We start from the raw sequence: 15,987 nt of genomic DNA, 5'->3' as shown, positions 1-15,987 counted from the left end.
CACGCCGTCCGCCGACAGCTCCCGCACCGAGTCGGCACCGTCCCGGCATGCCCGGTCACGGCATCAGGGGCAGCTTTCCCACGATCTTGTCCACCCGGTTGCGCGGCCCGACCACGCCGACCGCGTAGTACTCGACGTCGTCGGCCGCGGTCTCCTTCATCGTCGCGAGGTAGTCGGCGTAGACCCGCGTCCGCTGGGCCGCGGCGGGCATGTCCGCCACGAAGCACCCGGCGGACGACGCGGCCTTGGCACGGATGACGCGCAGCGTGGCGGCGTCCGCGGCCAGCACCGAGCAGCCCGCCCACGGCAGGCCGGGGTGGGCGCCGCCGTCGGCGTCCACCGCGTCGTCGCCGAGGAGCCCGGTCACCGTCGTCGAGGTCGCCGCGGCCACGCAGACGGCGGCGTTCACGGCACGGCCCGCGGGAAGGTCGCGGTCGACCACGATCACCCACTTCAGGCGGGCCGCCCGGGTCGGGAGGGCCGGGTCGATCTCCTCGGGGGCGAACCCGATACCCGAGGTCGTCTGTTCATCGGCCGTCATCCAAACCTCCTGTGCATGCGTTCGGGCGTACGCGGTTGATGCTAGGCACACGTACGATTGGGCTGCAAGGAATCCGTATTTATATCGAAAGCAAGGACGTGCAGGCGGGCATGGACGAACTTGATAAGGCGATCCTGGCGGAACTGCAGTCGGATGCACGGAAGACCAACCGTGACGTCGCCGCCTCGGTCGGGGTCTCGCCGACCACGGCACTCGACCGCACGCGGGCGCTCCGTCAGCGCGGCGTCATCCGGGGAGCGATCCTCGACGTCGACCTGGCGGAGATCGGGCGGCCGGTCCAGGCCCTCATCGCCATCCGCGTGCGTCCCCCCTCACGGCGCAACATCGAGGGCTTCCGCAACTGGGTCAGCGCGCTCCCCGACACCCTGGGCGTCTATGTGACGACCGGCACGGAGGACTTCATCGTGCACGTGGCGGTGCCGGACAACGCCAGCCTGTACGCGTTCGTGATCGACAAGCTCACCGAACGGCCCGAAGTCGCCGACGTCCGCACGTCGATCGTCTACGAGCACATCCGCAACACCCGGATCAGCCCCGTGTGAGAGCGGCATCGGCCCACCCTCCGGATACCTCGCCGGCGCACGTGCCGCAGGCGCTCCCCGGCCTCGGCGCCTACCGGGGCGCGGGGCTTCTTCGAGATCGTCCTGCCCGGCCCCGCGGGAGCGTTCCGACCCGGGACCGCACGGATGACCGGCGGCACGGCTCGGCGGGTGCCGCCTGCTCATCGCTCTGTCGTCCAGGGGACGTACCATGATCGGGTAAACGGCCTGGGCAGGGCCCGCATGACCATGTTCCGCGAGTCAGGGGGGAGCCACCGGATGGGCCTGCACATCGAGAGTAGATCGTCCGACTCGCCCTACATCGAGCGGGTGTGGCGTAGCAGCAGCCGTGACGTGGAACAGATGACGGCGGTCGCGACGGCCCATTGGGACCTGGTCTTCTGGGAGCACCGCGGCCAGGTCAGCGCCTCCGTCCAGGGGCCGGAGACGAGGGCGAGCCAGGCACCCGTTCCCGAGGAGGCCACCTTCTTCGGGATCAGCTTCTCCCTCGGCACCGCGATGCCCCATCTTCCCCTCGGCCGCCTCGTGGACGGGTCCGCGGAGATTCCCGGCACGACGCGCAGGTCCTTCTGGCTGAAGGGTTCCACCTGGCACCTGCCCGACTGGGACAACGCCGAGGCGTTCGTGCGGCGGCTGGTGCGCGAGGGTGTCGTGGAGCGCGACCCGCTCGTCGCCGCGGTGCTCCGCGGCGCGCCGCCGGACGTGTCCGAACGCACCGTGCAGCGGCGCTTCCAGGCGGCGACCGGGCTCACCCGCGGCGCGGTCCGGCAGATCGACCGCGCCAGGCGGGCGGCGGTCCTGATCCAGGAGGGCGTGCCGGTCCACGACGTGATCCACCGGCTCGGATACTTCGACCAACCGCACCTGGCACGGTCCTTGAGCCGTTACATCGGGCGGACCGCCACGCAGCTGGGCGATCGGAAGCCGGCGCAGCCGCTGTCGCTCCTGTACGCGACCTGACCGCTCGCCCCGGCGCGTTCAGAAGTGCGTGGTGACGCCGAACGCCGCGCGCAGGCTCGCCATGTCGTGCAGGTCACGGTCGCGAGGATCGTAGCCCTGGTGGAAGGCGACCTGCTGGCCGGCGGACAGGCAGCGCACCCGCACGCCCTCGATCGTGCCCGTGACGAAGGCCGCGGCCGGGTAGTGGAGCGCCGCGCCGCGGTCGTCCAGGTGCTGCACGGCCGAGCCGTCCTCGGCGACGTGCAGCGGATGGAGATCGAGCTCGTGCCCATGGCCGTCGGCCATGACGAACCTGGCCGGCCGCCCGGGCACCGCGCCGGGCCGCTCGGCGTACCCGGACGACTCCAGCTCGCCGATCACCAGCCGCTCCTGTTCGGCCCGATGGAGCAGGTCGAGGTCATGATGGTCCCGGGTGACGCGTCCGACCAGGACGTCGATCCCCCAGCCGCCGGCGACCCAGACCTCGCATCCGGCGGCCTCCAGCGCGTTCAGCACCCGCAGCATCTCGCCGATCGGCAGCACCGGTCCGCCCCCCTCAACTCGATCTTCGAGCCACGCTACCCCCGCGGAACCGGGGACAGCGCGGGGGACGGGTCAGGGCGTGATGAGCACCTTCAGCGCCTGACGGGCGGCCATGGCACGGTAGCCGTCGGGCACCTCCTCCAGGTTCACGGTGCGGTCGAACACGCGACCCGGCTCGATCGTGCCGTCGAGCACGTCGGGCAGGAGTTCCTCGATGTAGGCGCGGGCCGGTGCGACACCGCCGGTCAGGGTGATGTTCCTCATGAACTCCCGGGACCCCATCGGCACCTTCTCGTACTGCGGGGCGCCGACCCGGCCGACCACGCCGCCGTCGCGGACCACTCCGAAGGCGGTGTCCACGGCCTGCTCCAGCCCGACGCACTCCAGCACCGCGTGGGTGCCGTCGCCGCCGGTCAGTTCCCTGACCCTTTCGACGCCCTCCTCACCGCGTTCGGCGACCACGTCGGTGGCGCCGAACTCGCGGCCGAGGTCGGTGCGGTCCTTGTGCCGCCCCATCAGGATGATCCGCTCGGCGCCCAGGCGCCTGGCCGACAGCACCGCCGACAGGCCGACCGCGCCGTCGCCGATAACGGTCACCGTCGTACGCGCGTTCACACCGGCCCTGACCGCACAGTGGTAGCCGGTGGGGAACACGTCGGACAGGGTGAGCAGCGACGGCAGGAGAGCCGAGTCCTCGCTTACCGGCAGCCTCACCAGCGTGCCCTGCGCCTGCGGCACGCGCACGGCCTCGCCCTGGCCGCCGTCGACGCCGTTCCTGGCCCACATCCCGCCATGCCGGCACGACGTCTGCAGGCCCTCCGAGCAGAAGTCGCAGGTGTTGTCGGACCAGACGAACGGCGCGACCACCACGTCACCCCGGTGCAGCCCGCGCACCTCGGAGCCGGTCTCCTCGACCACGCCGAGGAACTCGTGGCCGATGCGGTCGCCGTGCTCTGTGGCGGCCCGCGACCGGTAGGGCCAAAGGTCGCTGCCGCAGATGCAGGCGCGCAGCACCCGCACCACGGCGTCCGTGGACTGCTCGATCACCGGGTCGGGCACGTTCTCCACCCGCACGTCGCCGGCGCCGTAAATCAAGGTCGCTCGCATGACAGCCTTCCGTCTCTCGCGTTCGTGTCACCGCTACCCGGAAACGGCCGACGCTCGCCCGGATCCATGAAGTTCGGCCAGGTCACAGGCTTGCGCCAAGGACTCACGATGCCGGTCACTACGCTGGGAGCGAGCACGCCCGACCGCCGTGCCCATGTCGAGAGGACCTTGATGACCGAGCCGTCCCGATCCTGGCCCCGCCTGCTCGCGACGCTCCTGCGCGGGCACGATCTCGACGCGGACGACACCCGATGGGCCATGCGGCAGGTCATGGACGACGCGGCCGATCCCGCCCAGCTCGCCGGGTTCCTGGTCGCCCTGCGAGCCAAGGGTGAGAGCACCGCGGAACTGCGGGGCATGCTCGACGCCCTCATGGAACGGGTCGTGCCCCTGCCCGTCGACGGCGCGGAGGTCGTCGACATCGTCGGCACCGGCGGCGACGGCGCCCACACCGTGAACGTGAGCACCATGGCGGCGATCGTCGTGGCCGCCGCCGGCGCCCCGGTCGTCAAGCACGGCGGCCGCTCGGCGTCCAGCAAGGCCGGTGCCGCCGACGTCCTGGAAGCCCTGGGCCTGCCGCTCGATCTCACGCCCGACGACATCGCCCGGTGCGTGCGCGACGTCGGCATCGGCTTCACCTTCGCCCCGCGCTTCCACCAGGGGCTGCGTTACGCCGGTCCGGTGCGCAAGGCGCTCGGCGTCCCCACCGCCGTCAACTATCTGGCGCCGCTGACCAACCCCGCCAGTCCCCGTGCCGCCCTGGTCGGCTGCTCCAATGCCGCCCTCGCCCCGGTCCTGGCGAACGTCCTCGCGGAACGGGGCGCGAGCGCCCTGGTCGTGTGCGGGCAGGACGGCCTCGACGAGATCACCACCGCCGCGCCCACGAGCGTCTGGATCACCGAGAGCGGCGGCGTCCGGCAGGAGACGCTGGACGCCGCCGACTTCGGACTGGCCCGCAGCGCGCGGGACGCGCTCCGGGGCGGTGACGCAACCTACAACGCCTCGGTCGTCCACCGGGTCCTCGCCGGTGAAGCGGGCGCCGCACGTGACGCCGTCCTCGCCAACGCGGCCGGCGCCCTCGCCGCTCATCGCGGCTTCGGCGGGGGCCTGCGTGACGCCTTCGCGACCTGCCTGGAGGACGCGCGCCGCGCCGTCGACAGCGGTGCCGCCGCCACCACCCTCGAAAGGTGGCTGAAGCTCGCGTCGTCCCTGGCCGGCCGGTAGCGCCGACCGGCCTTCCACCCAGACGGACTGTTACTGAGACGGACCTCTACTCAGGCGGACAGACCGGCGGGGAGGTGCTCTCCCGGACCGTGAGGGTGGTGGCCAGCTCGAGACCCACCTGCGGCGTCTCCTCTCCCCGGCCCAGGGCGAGTGCCAGCTCGGTGGCGGCCGCGGCCATCTCGGTGAGCGGCTGGTGGACGGTGGTCAACGGTGGATCGACGAGGGCGGTGATGGGCAGGTCGTCGAAGCCGACCACGCTCAGGTCCACCGGAATCCGCAATCCCAGCTCGCGGGCGGCCTGGTAGACGCCGAGCGCCTGGAGGTCGTTGCAGGCGAAGATCGCCGTTGGGCGTTCCGCGCGGTTCAGCAGACCGATCGCAGCCGTCCGCCCGTCCTCCCTGGTGAGGTCGGTGCGGACGACAAGGCCGGGGTCGGCGGAAAGGCCGGCGGCCTCCAGGGCGGAGCGATACCCGTCCAGCCTGGCCCGGCAGCACAGGACCCGGTCCGGACCGGCGATCATCGCGATCCGGCGGTGTCCAAGCTCGATCAGATGGCGAGTGGCCGCCCGGCCACCCGCCCAGTTCGTCGCGCCGACGAAGGGCACGCCGTCCGGCAGTTCGGTAGTGGGATCGAAGACCACGAACGGAATGTCCTTGGCGCGCAGTTGGTCGCGCTGCTCCTCCGACAGCTGGGCCACCGTCACGACGCAGGCAGGGCGGCGGGCCAGCGTCTCGTCGATCGGATGTTCCCCCGTGTCGCGTCGTGGGCCGAACTCCGTCAGGACGACCCCCACGCGGTGCTCGCGGGCCACCCGCTCGACCCCGCGGATGACCTCGATTCCCCACATGTCCTCGAGCTCGCCGAAGACGAGTTCCATCATGTTCCTGCGGTTGACCTTGCGGTATCCGTACTCGCTGATCAGTGCTTCGACGCGGGCGCGGGTATCCGGAGACACGCCGGAACGGCCGTTGATGACCTTGGAAACAGTGGGGATCGACACCCCGGCGGTCTCTGCGATGTAGGAGATGGTCACGGGTCGGGCCGGGTCGCCTTTCGGGCGCTCGTGGTCGGCAACCGGCCCATGCGACTCGGCGTACGACAACTGGCCCCCTTCCTCACCGGCCCGGCGCCGGCATCGCGCCCCGCCGTACCGTCCCCCGCCCGGTCAGTCGCCGCGGGCCATTTCACGGCGCAAGGATAACCCGTCGGGCCTCACATGGACGTCGCGCTGCTCGTGTGGTCGAACCGGTCGAATCTGCGGCGCACATGCCGATATCCGCTCCGGTGAGCCGGCGGTTCCCTCCGTCGGCACGTAGCGGCATGTCTGAAACTTTCAACACTTTTCTCCAGAAAATTTCTCTCTTGAGTTTCTGGATATTGGAAGAGGAAGGGTGATCATGCTACGACCTCGACAGAGACGGAGCCGAGCGACTTCTGCCACAAACACTGCAGATCTCCGCGTACGCCCACCCGAGGCCACAGAAGTGGATAGTGGTCGTTGACAGTCCCTGGTGCTATGTTTCCAGCGATTTTTTAGAAAGTTTCTCATGTGACGATCGGCGCCACCAAAGACTGGCGCGCACAGGGGAGAGTGACCGTGGATCCGTTCAATGTACGAAGAGCCCGTCTGCGAGTCAGCGCGGTCATCGGGGTCTTGATCGCACTGTTGTCGGCAGCGACAGTGACGGCCGTCAACGCCCAAGCGGCCGTCGGCTGCCGGGTGGCGTACGCGGTCTCGACCCAATGGCCGGGCGGATTCACCGCCAACGTGAGCGTCACCAACCTCGGCGACCCGATCAGCGGCTGGAAGCTCGCCTGGACGTTCCCCTCGGGGCAGCAGGTCACCCAGGCATGGAATGCGACGACCACCGTGTCGGGCGCGCAGGTCACCGCCGTCAACGCGAGTTGGAACGCAGCCATCGCGACCAACGCGACGGTCTCCTTTGGCTTCAACGGATCGTGGTCCGGAGCCAACACCGCTCCGGACACCTTCACGCTCAACGGCGTCACCTGCACCGGGAACACCGGCGGGCCGTCGCCGTCCCCGAGCCCGTCGCGATCCCCCAGCCCCTCGCCGTCGGCCAGCCCGTCGCGATCCCCTTCGCCGTCTCCCTCGCCGTCGCCGTCGCCCAGCCCGTCACCGTCCCCCTCGCCGTCGCCACAGCCGGGTGACGCGATGGCCACGGTGGCCGCCATGCAGCCCGGCTGGAACCTCGGCAACACCTTCGACGCCATCCCGGACGAGACCGCGTGGGGCAACCCGCCGACGACCCGGGCCATGCTGCACTACGTGCGGTCCCAGGGGTACAACAGCATCCGGATCCCGGTGACCTGGAACGACCATCAGGGCCCGGCGCCTGACTACACCATCGACGCCGCCTGGCTGAGCCGCGTCCGTCAGGTCGTCGACTGGTCTCTGGCCGAGGGCTTCTACGTGATGATCAACCTGCATCACGACTCCTGGGAGTGGATCAACGGGTACCCGGGTGACCGTACGACCGTGATGAACCGGTACACCGCGCTGTGGACGCAGATCGCCGGCACGTTCCGCGACTACTCGCCGAAGCTGGTGTTCGAGAGCATCAACGAGCCGCAGTTCACCGGCACCTCGGGAGACAGCGAGAGCGATCAGGTGCTGAACGAGCTCAACACCGAGTTCGTCCACCTCGTACGCGAGTCCGGCGGCGGCAATGCCACCCGGCTGCTCGTGCTGCCCAGCCTGAACACCAGCTCCGAGCAGGCCCGGGTGGACGCGCTGGCGGCGACCTTCACCCAGCTGCACGACCCCAACCTCGCCGCGACGGTGCACTTCTACGGATGGTGGCCGTTCAGCGTCAACATCGCCGGCGGCACCCGGTACGACAGCAACGTCGAGCAGGACCTGGTCGGCAGCTTCGACCGGGTGTACAACACGTTCGTGTCCCGCGGGATCCCCGTGATCGTCGGAGAGTGGGCGCTGCTCGCCTACGACTACACCCGGCCCGGCATCATCGAACGCGGCGAGTTCCTGAAGTACATCGAGGCCGTCGGCTACCACGCCCGCATCCGGAAGCTCACCACCATGCTCTGGGACGCGGGTTCGTTCCTGGACCGCAACGAGCTGCGCTGGCGGGACCAGGGCGTGTACGAGATGATGAAGGCCGGCTGGACCACACGATCCGGCACGGCCTCGTCAGATCAGGTGTACGTGCCGCGCAACGGCGCGATCACCAGCAAGGCGCTCACCCTCAACCTCAACGGCACCTCGTTCCAGGGCCTGCGGCAGAACGGTGTCAACCTCGCCAACGGCGCCGACTACACCGTGTCCGGCAACACCCTGACCCTCACGGCGGCGGCCCTCACCCGGCTGGCCGGAAACCGTGCCTACGGCGTGAACGCCACCATCGAGGCCCGCTTCTCCCAGGGCGCTCCGTGGCAGATCAGCATCATCACCTCCGACCCGCCGACCCAGTCCGCCGCCACCGGCACAACCTCCTCGTTCGCCATCCCCACCCAGTTCCGCGGCGACCAGCTCGCCACCATGGAGGCCAAGTACGCCGACGGCAGCCCCGCCGGACCGGCCAACTGGACCCCGTACAAGGGGTTCTGGGACCACTTCCAGCCCGACTACAGCGCCAACACCGTCATCCTCAAACCGGATTTCTTCGCTGAGGTGAACGACGGCCGCGTGACCCTCACCTTCCACTTCTGGAGCGGGGCGCAGACCACGTACTACATCACCAAGTCCGGCACCACGGTGACCGGCGGCACCAGCTGACGAACCATACGGCGCACGCCGCGGCCCTACCGGCCGCGGCGTAGGTCGTCGAGGAGCGCCGACTGGAGTGACCGGTTGGCGGCGGCCTCCATGACGGCTTCACCGAACGGCTCATCAACCACAGGCGTCGACATGTTCCTGAACTACTACCGGGCTCACGCGTCGCCGATCACTGCTCGTGACGATTGGCGACAGCGGCCGTCTGCCGAACTGCCGGAAACGCCGGCGTCAGCGGCGCACCCGGGCGGCGATGGTCTGCGCGCACGCCAGGGACTCCGTGTGCGTGGTGTCCACCACGAGGTCGTAGACCACGCCCTCGTGAACCACCTCCGCCTGCAACTCCGCCATCCCCCTGACACGGTCGCCCCGCGCGATCTCTCGCCCTGCGGCGACCGCGCTGTCGCACCTCACACCGACCCAGAGCACCTCCAGCCCGGCGAGGACTTTCTGCCAGCGTTGCTGAGACGCCGCTCCGCCGAGGAACACGTCGTCCACGATGACCCGGGCGCCCGCAATGGCCATCGCGGCGACCCCCGTCGTCCACGCCGCATCCAGCGTCATGAATGCCGGCCCGACATCGACCCGCCCGTCCGATGCGAAAGTGATCCCCGCATCCGATGCCCGCATGGAGGCAGGCATCGCGTCGACCATGGTGTCGACCGAGAGGGCAAGCCACGGATCCGGCAGGACCGCCTGCAGGCACCGGGAGATCCCCGACTTGCCCGAACTGGAGCCGCCGTTGAGGACAATCACCTGTGTCGCCACCGCGTCACCCTAGAGGGTGGCCCTGCACGTCTCAAACGGTTTTCGCGTGGCGCATCCGTGCCGTCCACCGGCCGGCGGCAGAGGCGCTCCACCCGGGGTGCGGCAAGCGAACGGCCATGGAGCGTGTCTGTGGGAGCCACCCTGGAAGACGGCCGTTACGGCCGGACCGGCAGAGCGGCTTCTCATGGCGCGGACTCGGCGTGCACCTGGTCGAAGAGCTGGGTCAGACGCCCGAGCCCGGCCGCGGTCCGCAGCACGTCCGAGTAGTCGCGCAGGTGGACGATACGGCCGTCGCGGGCGCGCAGGACGAGCACGAATCGGGAGGTGAAAGGCCGCCCGGTCGCATGGTTGACAGCGTCCATCTCACCCTCAGAGATGATCACTTCGGCGTCGGCCGTCTCGTGAACGCACACCGCGCGGACTCCGGTCAGCGGTGGATCGGATACCGACCCCCATGCCGCCCTGAAGCCGGCGCGGATCTCCTCGCGCCCGTCGTACCGCTGCGACGGACCGCGATGCGGCGCCCAGAACACGAACTCATATATCGCCTCATCGGCGAACAGATCGGCCAGCGCGTCGGGTGAGAAGTCCAGCATCGCCTGCTGGAAGCGATCGAGCAGGTCGCGTGGAGTCGCGGGCATCCCGCCCCCTTCATCGGCGCAGTTCTGGGCTCAACAAACGTAGACCGAAGGACAACCACGGTCAACAAGCGTAGAGCGAGCGCATGGCCGAGGCATTCCAAAAGCCGTGGGGTCCTCGGGCTTTCATCGGGTGGCTCCCGGGAACCGGGGCAGGTGAGCTCACCAGAGGCCGGCTCCCTACGAGAAGCTTCTTTTCCTAACTTCCCGCCATCTCTCTCGCCTGCTCCGCGTCGGTCCCTCCCTCATCCACGAGCGCGCAAGGCCGCACAGGGCTGCCGGGCTTCGCCAGATAGGTTCCCAGGCTCCAGCCCACTCCCGGGGCGTTGCCAAGCCTGAACTCCAAGACCAAGGTCTCTCCAGGCTGCATCAACTTCGGTGAGATCATGAACTTGTCCCTGGTGATGGGACGGGTGACATCCCTGGAACGCCAGTGCTCCGGCCGGTTGAACTCCTCAAGCTGCTCTGCGGTCATGTTCTTGGGATTGGGCGAGACGTAGCCATAGTCCGCACCGATGAATCGTCCGGGCGCGCACTTCTTATCCCGTGGGGTGTAGGTGACATCGGCCCTGATGCCCTGGGCGTTCAGCTCAGCCTGGAGACCTTCGGGGTCCTGCAGTTCCTTGACCGTCACGATGAGTGTGCCGTCAGGGTTCTTCACCACCGCGTAGGCGGCCGCTCCTCCCCCCAGCGTCAGGGGAACCGCGACAGCGGCCGCCGTTATCCCCGCCACCGCGAGGATACGTGCGCGGGTCATGATCCCTCGCGGCCTGCGGATGGGTTCCTGCGTCGCTCGCGTAGCCATCTCGGCCTTGAGCTCCATGAGCAGCCTCTCCTCGAAGTTCATCGGAGTCCTTCCAAGACGGCGGGAGGCATCACGCCGGGAGCCTGGCGTAATGCTTGACGGGCACGGTGTAGGCGGACCCTGGCGGCCCCCTGTCTGATCCCGAGAGCCGCTGCCGCCTCTCCTACGGTGAGCTGGTCGATGGCCACCAACTCCAGGACGGCCCGCTCACTCTCGGGCAGCACAGCCATGGTGGCGAGCGCCTGTCGCGCAGGACTCTCCGCGTCCAGGCGCTCTTCAAGACGCGACAGATCGTCGGCGTCGAGCAGCCTGCGGCCACTGATCCGCTGAGTCAGCCGGAACTCACGCGCAGAGCGCTGCCGTTCAGCGGAGAGCATGTTGCGCGCGATGCCGTACAGCCAGCCGACCTCACTGCCCAAACTGGGACGGTAGGTATGCGCCGAGTCGAGCACTGCCATGAAGACCTCTGCAACCAGATCGGCGACTGTGTGAGGATCGTCGACCCGCCGGGCCATGAACCGCGTGACGGCTTCGACGTGCCTTCTGTAGAAGGCTTCGAAAGCCACGGGATCGGTGGAGATCTCCACCGATCCCTTTCGTCTGAGGCGCACGGCCGGCTCCCCTTCGTGGTCCTCCCGCGTTACACCCCTACTTGAAAGAAGCGGGACGAAGCGTTACATGGGGCCATTGCCGAAGCCTGCTACGCCGGCCGCTCTCTTCTCGGTCGCTACAGGTCATCCCGGCGCAGGGGGGCGGTGCCTGCCCCGGACTCCGGACGGACGAGGCCTGGACACTGACGGTCGATGAGGCGCGCGAGCTCCTCTTCGAGCGGCCGAGAGGACTCGAACCCCTGATTGCCGCGGCGAGGCGAGGCGCGCGAGGACGTATGCGAGATGCTCCATAAGCTTGAGTGGTTACCGTGGGCGCTGTTAGCTTCACCCGGTGGACGACATGCCTGCACGGGCGGAGGCGATCGAGGACTTCGCGGCGGCACTGCGAGAACTTCGCAAATCGGTCGGCAACCCACCTTTTCGAGAAATGTCTGGCCGGTCGGGGGCGATTTCACACACGACGTTGCACGAAGCCACGAAGGGCAACCGGCTCCCGAGTTGGGAGACCACCGTCGAGTTCGTCAAGGCGTGCGGCGCAGACCCGGCCGCGTACCGCGAACGCTGGGAGAGGGCGAACTTAGCGGTCAGATCGGCGAGCGCCGGAGATCCTTCGAGCCGCGCGGGCACCTTGGGGGCCCGGCCGCCTGACGGATTCGAAGCCTCCGCCACGGATGTCGCGGAAGGTCGCACCGTGCACAGCGCCACCGGGTCGCAAGCCCCACGGTGGGCTGGTCAGACCCCGGCATCTCTGCCTATGCCGCCGCCACCGCCCGACGAGATCGCGGGAGACGTCCAGCCGGTCCCGTCCGCGTCAGGGGGCCGGGGGCGATTCCGACCAACCCGCCCGGCTGCGGCCGCGCTCGCAGTAGCGGCCGTCGGTGTGGCGACAGTCCTCATCGCGGTCGCCGTCAATCGTGGCTCCGGGACCGACGGGCACAGCTTGAACCCGTCCGAGAGCCCATCGAGGACCGGGCTGTCGGCAGCCGACTGCCCGGTGCGCGCCACCAACCCGCCGTGGAGCCCGCCTGCGCACGAGGGTGATTCTGCGAAGTTCATCGGGGACATCACGCTGCCCGACTGCACGCGCGTCGACCCCCGCCAGACCGTGACCAAGGTATGGCGGCTCAAGAACGCCGGAACCGTGCCGTGGAAGGGATATTCGTTGCATCGCCTCGACCTCCCGCAGCAACCTGATCAATGCCAGACCGTCTCCGACGTACCGATCAAGGACACGCGACCCGGAGAGATGGTCGACATCCGGACCGCCATCACCACGCCGAGGAACCCCGGCTTGTGCTACGTGCGGTTCAAGATGATGGACGGTTCGGGACGGGTCGCCTTCCCCGGCGGCCGGCCGCTCAACTTCCAGGTCATCGTCGGCTGACAGCGATTCCCCGCCGTGTGTCACACGGCGGGGAACCAGGAGCGGACGGTCTCCGCGGGTTCAGGATGTGAGAACGATCCCCTTGTAGTAGTACTTCAGGATCCTGGAGTAGCTCCAGCCCGCCTCGGCCTTGTCGCGAGAGCCGTTCTGCGACATCCAGTCACCGGTGACCCAATGGCGGCAGGCCGTCGTCGTGGAGCAGTACTGCGCCTTGAAGATCTTCCCGTTGCGCGTCATCCGGATGCCCCAGGTCGCGTCCACCGCGGCGTTCGTCGCCGCCGTCGCCGAACCCGGCTTGTACATCTGGCTGGACGTGTGGTCGGTGACGTCGTAGCACTGGCCGCTCGGCGTCTTGCTCGCCGACCTCAGCGCCCAGTACCAGCCGAAGTTCTTGACCGCGATCGCCCCGGCCCTGAGAGACTCCCTCGGCCAGTGCGACCGCCACTCGTTGGGCAGGACGTTCTTGATGTAGGTCTTGAACTCCACCCGGTCCACGCGATTGAGGGATTCCCGGTAGACGAGGATCGTCGTGGGCAGTCTGCTGTCCGTGCCGTCGGTCTTGCACCCGGTCGGCGGTGCGGAGCTCAGGAACCGGTGGGAGGCGTTCTGGTTCTTGAGGCCGGGCTTGAGGTTGCCCTTGGCGCCGGGCGCGAAGTCCTGGTAGACGCTGCCGCCGTAGTTGCTGTTGAAGTAGACCCGGACGGTCTTGCCGCTGCGGTTCCAGACCGAGGCGGCGGCGTTCTTGACGCACTTGCCCTTACCGGCGCCGGGTCCCTTGAAATCGAAGCAGGAGGGCTGCCGGGTGCCGTAGTCGCCGACGGATCCGGCGAAGTCGGAGAGCGATCCCTGGTTGTTGCTGTTGAAGTAGTAACAGAACTCGCCGGCCTCGCACACGCCGTTGCGGGTGGCCGCCGAGGCGGGCGAAGCGGTGGCGAGCACCGCCCCGCCGACCACCATCGCGGCGGCCGCCGCGGCGAGCCGCGAGATCAGCCGTGCAGTTCGTGGAGACACAGTTGCCTTCCTCTTCGTCAGGGGCCGCGCTGCGCTAGCGGACGTTGTAGCCCTGGGAGTTCCAGAACGAGTTCGGGTTCGGGTTGCTCAGATTCGGGTCGCCGACGCTCTTGGCGGCGAGCGTCTGCCGTCCGGGGCGCATCTCGACGTGGGTGTGCGCGGCCTTCTTGGACGACACCCCGTGCCACGCCTCGTTCGCGATGATCTGGCCGCGCGAGATCTGCTGGCCCACACGCAGCGAGGACAGCGGAGCGGAGTGCAGGTAGATGATCGTCTTGTTCAGCGAGGCGTTGTAGACGGCGATCGTGGAGAGCCCGGAGCCGCCGTTGCGCCCGTACACGACGTTGATGATCTGACCGCTCACCAGGGCGTGGACAGTCGAACCCACGCTGCGCTTGATGTCGATGCCCTCATGCCGGCCGGAGGTGTGGACGTAACCGTCGAAACCGCAGCTGATGTAGCCGCCGCCGGTCTGGTACAGCGCGTACGACATGTTGGCACGCGCCGATGACGACGGGCCGAACTGGTGGGAGGCGTTCTGGTTCTTGAGGCCGGGCTTGAGGTTGCCCTTGGCGCCGGGCGCGAAGTCCTGGTAGACGCTGCCGCCGTAGTTGCTGTTGAAGTAGACCCGGACGGTCTTGCCGCTGCGGTTCCAGACCGAGGCGGCGGCGTTCTTGACGCACTTGCCCTTACCGGCGCCGGGTCCCTTGAAATCGAAGCAGGAGGGCTGCCGGGTGCCGTAGTCGCCGACGGATCCGGCGAAGTCGGAGAGCGATCCCTGGTTGTTGCTGTTGAAGTAGTAACAGAACTCGCCGGCCTCGCACACGCCGTTGCGGGTGGCCGCCGAGGCGGGCGAAGCGGTGGCGAGCACCGCCCCGCCGACCACCATCGCGGCGGCGGCAGTGGTGAGGATCTTGTTGAGCGTTCCCATGGTGTTCTCCTTCGTGTCTGTGCAGCCTGGGTTTCGGATGGTCAGCGGCGCTGGTACTCCTCCCAGGTGCGGATGGTCACCTTCGGGCCGTCGTCCGGGCCACGGCCGGCGAGCCCGTTCAGGCCGAGGTAGTAGTCACCGATCTGATGCTGGGCCTGGCTGGAGAGGTCGGTGTCGTTGATGGCGGCGGCGTGGATGTGCCACGGCCAGTCGGCTTGATCGGGGCTACGCACCCATGCCGCGAAGCCGACACGTCGCAACGCACGGACGGCGGCGACGCGGGTGGCGGAATTCATCCCCTTGACCGAGATGTCGACGACGCCGCCGCCATCGTGGGTGCCCGCGGACGTGGGGTCGCCGCCGCGGTTGTACGACCCCTGCAACAGCACGAGGTCGCGGCCGAGCAGCCGCTTCGCCTCGACCAGCATGCTCCGCGTGCGGGTGTCGATGACGGCGCCGCCGGCGGACACCCGAGCACCCGGCCCGATGATGTGGGTGACCGTGAAACGGCCGGCTCCGAGCCGGGTGAGCGACGCCTTGCCCGGAAGGCCGTTGGCGGCGAGGCCGGTGAAGCCGAGCGACTTTTGGAACTTCGTGAAGGCGACGACCGTTGTGGTGCCGAAATAACCGTCCACCCACTTCGCGTCGAGCAGGTGCCGGTCGCGCAGCGCCTGCTCGACGAGGAGCACGCCGGCCTTGGCGCCCGGGGTCAGCGTGTCGTCAGACCGCCGCGGGTCGATCTGGGCCGCCTTGACAGTGGCTTCCATGTTCACGCTCGGAAGGGCCCCGGCGTCGGCTGCCTGTGCCGCCGACATCCCGGACGCTCCGGTCAAGCAAGCGAGCAGGGCGGCCGCCCCGAGGGCGGCGGCGCATGGCGGCAGCTTCATCGTTTCTCCTGGTGTCGAACGCCGGCAGGTGATTCCTGCGGCGGATCCACGGTTTCGGATCGCTCGCGCTGTCCACAACGAGATCGTGTTGTCAGCCTGTCCGACGGGCTTCCCGTACAGGCGTACGCGCCGCCTGACAGGTAATCCCACGGCGAGCGAGACGCACAGCCTGACGTAGGGCGGTGCTCAGGCAGGTCGACGCCATCAGGACGCTGGATGCTGCATCCGGTCCTGGCACCGCAGGTAGCTTCGGAGCTCATGGC

At 68.7% G+C, this 15,987-nt stretch carries 16 protein-coding genes and 1 pseudogene; 6 read left to right on the top strand and 11 right to left on the bottom strand.

Annotation, left to right across the window (positions count from 1 at the left end):
• Positions 1-55: 55 nt before the first annotated feature.
• Positions 56-541 (bottom strand): DUF2000 domain-containing protein, encoded by a 486-nt coding sequence (locus FH610_RS08685; protein WP_139573775.1) that lies wholly within the window; start codon positions 539-541, stop codon positions 56-58.
• Between the two features lie 110 nt (positions 542-651).
• Between FH610_RS08685 and FH610_RS08680 the strand changes: the two genes are divergently transcribed.
• Together FH610_RS08680 and FH610_RS08675 are read left to right on the top strand one after the other, a co-directional pair.
• On the top strand, positions 652-1,104 hold the full coding sequence (locus tag FH610_RS08680; protein ID WP_139573774.1) for an Lrp/AsnC family transcriptional regulator: 453 nt from the start codon (positions 652-654) through the stop codon (positions 1,102-1,104).
• A gap of 276 nt (positions 1,105-1,380) precedes the next feature.
• Entirely contained in the window at positions 1,381-2,082 is a 702-nt protein-coding gene (locus tag FH610_RS08675) for a helix-turn-helix domain-containing protein (protein ID WP_139573773.1), read from the top strand.
• Positions 2,083-2,100: 18 nt separating this feature from the next.
• On the opposite strand, the gene FH610_RS08670 is transcribed toward FH610_RS08675, so the two are convergent.
• Together FH610_RS08670 and FH610_RS08665 are read right to left on the bottom strand one after the other, a co-directional pair.
• Positions 2,101-2,604 (bottom strand): nucleotidyltransferase domain-containing protein, encoded by a 504-nt coding sequence (locus tag FH610_RS08670; RefSeq protein WP_139573772.1) that lies wholly within the window; start codon positions 2,602-2,604, stop codon positions 2,101-2,103.
• Positions 2,605-2,676: 72 nt separating this feature from the next.
• On the bottom strand, positions 2,677-3,711 hold the full coding sequence (locus tag FH610_RS08665; protein WP_139573771.1) for a zinc-binding dehydrogenase: 1,035 nt from the start codon (positions 3,709-3,711) through the stop codon (positions 2,677-2,679).
• Between the two features lie 171 nt (positions 3,712-3,882).
• On the opposite strand from FH610_RS08665, the gene trpD reads away from it, so the two are divergent.
• Entirely contained in the window at positions 3,883-4,935 is a 1,053-nt protein-coding gene (gene trpD, locus FH610_RS08660; RefSeq protein WP_139574111.1) for an anthranilate phosphoribosyltransferase, read from the top strand.
• Positions 4,936-4,981: 46 nt separating this feature from the next.
• Here trpD and FH610_RS08655 read toward each other — a convergent pair whose 3' ends face one another.
• Positions 4,982-5,968 (bottom strand): LacI family DNA-binding transcriptional regulator, encoded by a 987-nt coding sequence (locus FH610_RS08655; RefSeq protein ID WP_139573770.1) that lies wholly within the window; start codon positions 5,966-5,968, stop codon positions 4,982-4,984.
• 516 nt (positions 5,969-6,484) lie between these two features.
• On the opposite strand from FH610_RS08655, the pseudogene FH610_RS45450 reads away from it, so the two are divergent.
• Positions 6,485-6,889 (top strand): annotated as a pseudogene (locus tag FH610_RS45450) (cellulose binding domain-containing protein); the annotation flags it as partial.
• 222 nt (positions 6,890-7,111) lie between these two features.
• Positions 7,112-8,692, top strand: a complete 1,581-nt coding sequence (locus tag FH610_RS08650; RefSeq protein ID WP_240808877.1) for a cellulase family glycosylhydrolase — start codon at positions 7,112-7,114, stop codon at positions 8,690-8,692.
• Between the two features lie 228 nt (positions 8,693-8,920).
• Here FH610_RS08650 and cpt read toward each other — a convergent pair whose 3' ends face one another.
• The 4 genes from cpt to FH610_RS08630 all read right to left on the bottom strand — a co-directional run bounded on the left by cpt (position 8,921) and on the right by FH610_RS08630 (position 11,487).
• Positions 8,921-9,457 (bottom strand): chloramphenicol phosphotransferase CPT, encoded by a 537-nt coding sequence (gene cpt / locus FH610_RS08645; protein WP_240808844.1) that lies wholly within the window; start codon positions 9,455-9,457, stop codon positions 8,921-8,923.
• Positions 9,458-9,639: 182 nt separating this feature from the next.
• Positions 9,640-10,098, bottom strand: a complete 459-nt coding sequence (locus FH610_RS08640; RefSeq protein ID WP_139573769.1) for a nuclear transport factor 2 family protein — start codon at positions 10,096-10,098, stop codon at positions 9,640-9,642.
• A 196-nt stretch (positions 10,099-10,294) separates the two neighbouring features.
• Positions 10,295-10,942, bottom strand: a complete 648-nt coding sequence (locus FH610_RS08635; protein ID WP_139573768.1) for a hypothetical protein — start codon at positions 10,940-10,942, stop codon at positions 10,295-10,297.
• Positions 10,939-11,487 (bottom strand): RNA polymerase sigma factor, encoded by a 549-nt coding sequence (locus FH610_RS08630; RefSeq protein WP_205825635.1) that lies wholly within the window; start codon positions 11,485-11,487, stop codon positions 10,939-10,941. The genes FH610_RS08635 and FH610_RS08630 overlap by 4 nt, the downstream gene beginning before the upstream one ends.
• Before the next feature lie 364 nt (positions 11,488-11,851).
• Between FH610_RS08630 and FH610_RS08625 the strand changes: the two genes are divergently transcribed.
• The gene (locus tag FH610_RS08625; RefSeq protein ID WP_240808876.1) at positions 11,852-12,895 is read left to right on the top strand and encodes an NBR1-Ig-like domain-containing protein; all 1,044 of its coding nucleotides are present in this window, start codon (positions 11,852-11,854) and stop codon (positions 12,893-12,895) included.
• A 60-nt stretch (positions 12,896-12,955) separates the two neighbouring features.
• On the opposite strand, the gene FH610_RS08620 is transcribed toward FH610_RS08625, so the two are convergent.
• The 3 genes from FH610_RS08620 to FH610_RS08610 are packed head-to-tail and all read right to left on the bottom strand — an operon-like array spanning position 12,956 to position 15,724.
• Positions 12,956-13,906, bottom strand: coding sequence for a SpoIID/LytB domain-containing protein (locus tag FH610_RS08620; RefSeq protein ID WP_139573766.1), 951 nt, complete (start codon positions 13,904-13,906; stop codon positions 12,956-12,958).
• 34 nt (positions 13,907-13,940) lie between these two features.
• Positions 13,941-14,837, bottom strand: coding sequence for a peptidase inhibitor family I36 protein (locus tag FH610_RS08615; protein ID WP_139573765.1), 897 nt, complete (start codon positions 14,835-14,837; stop codon positions 13,941-13,943).
• Positions 14,838-14,878: 41 nt separating this feature from the next.
• On the bottom strand, positions 14,879-15,724 hold the full coding sequence (locus FH610_RS08610) for a peptidoglycan-binding domain-containing protein (protein WP_139573764.1): 846 nt from the start codon (positions 15,722-15,724) through the stop codon (positions 14,879-14,881).
• Between the last annotated feature and the right edge of the window lie 263 nt (positions 15,725-15,987).

The sequence above is a fragment of the Microbispora catharanthi genome, from assembly GCF_006334915.2.
GTDB classification, from domain to species: domain Bacteria; phylum Actinomycetota; class Actinomycetes; order Streptosporangiales; family Streptosporangiaceae; genus Microbispora; species Microbispora catharanthi.
This window is presented reverse-complemented; position numbering and strand designations above follow the sequence as displayed.

Coding starts and splice junctions, on each gene's coding strand:
- FH610_RS08640 (WP_139573769.1), bottom strand. CDS start 10,098: ATGCCCGCGACTCCACGCGACCTGCTCGATCGCTTCCAGCAGGCGATG.
- FH610_RS08610 (WP_139573764.1), bottom strand. CDS start 15,724: ATGAAGCTGCCGCCATGCGCCGCCGCCCTCGGGGCGGCCGCCCTGCTC.
- FH610_RS08625 (WP_240808876.1), top strand. CDS start 11,852: ATGCCTGCACGGGCGGAGGCGATCGAGGACTTCGCGGCGGCACTGCGA.
- FH610_RS08665 (WP_139573771.1), bottom strand. CDS start 3,711: ATGCGAGCGACCTTGATTTACGGCGCCGGCGACGTGCGGGTGGAGAAC.
- trpD (WP_139574111.1), top strand. CDS start 3,883: ATGACCGAGCCGTCCCGATCCTGGCCCCGCCTGCTCGCGACGCTCCTG.
- FH610_RS08650 (WP_240808877.1), top strand. CDS start 7,112: ATGGCCACGGTGGCCGCCATGCAGCCCGGCTGGAACCTCGGCAACACC.
- FH610_RS08675 (WP_139573773.1), top strand. CDS start 1,381: ATGGGCCTGCACATCGAGAGTAGATCGTCCGACTCGCCCTACATCGAG.
- FH610_RS08685 (WP_139573775.1), bottom strand. CDS start 541: ATGACGGCCGATGAACAGACGACCTCGGGTATCGGGTTCGCCCCCGAG.
- FH610_RS08635 (WP_139573768.1), bottom strand. CDS start 10,942: ATGAACTTCGAGGAGAGGCTGCTCATGGAGCTCAAGGCCGAGATGGCT.
- FH610_RS08680 (WP_139573774.1), top strand. CDS start 652: ATGGACGAACTTGATAAGGCGATCCTGGCGGAACTGCAGTCGGATGCA.
- FH610_RS08615 (WP_139573765.1), bottom strand. CDS start 14,837: ATGGGAACGCTCAACAAGATCCTCACCACTGCCGCCGCCGCGATGGTG.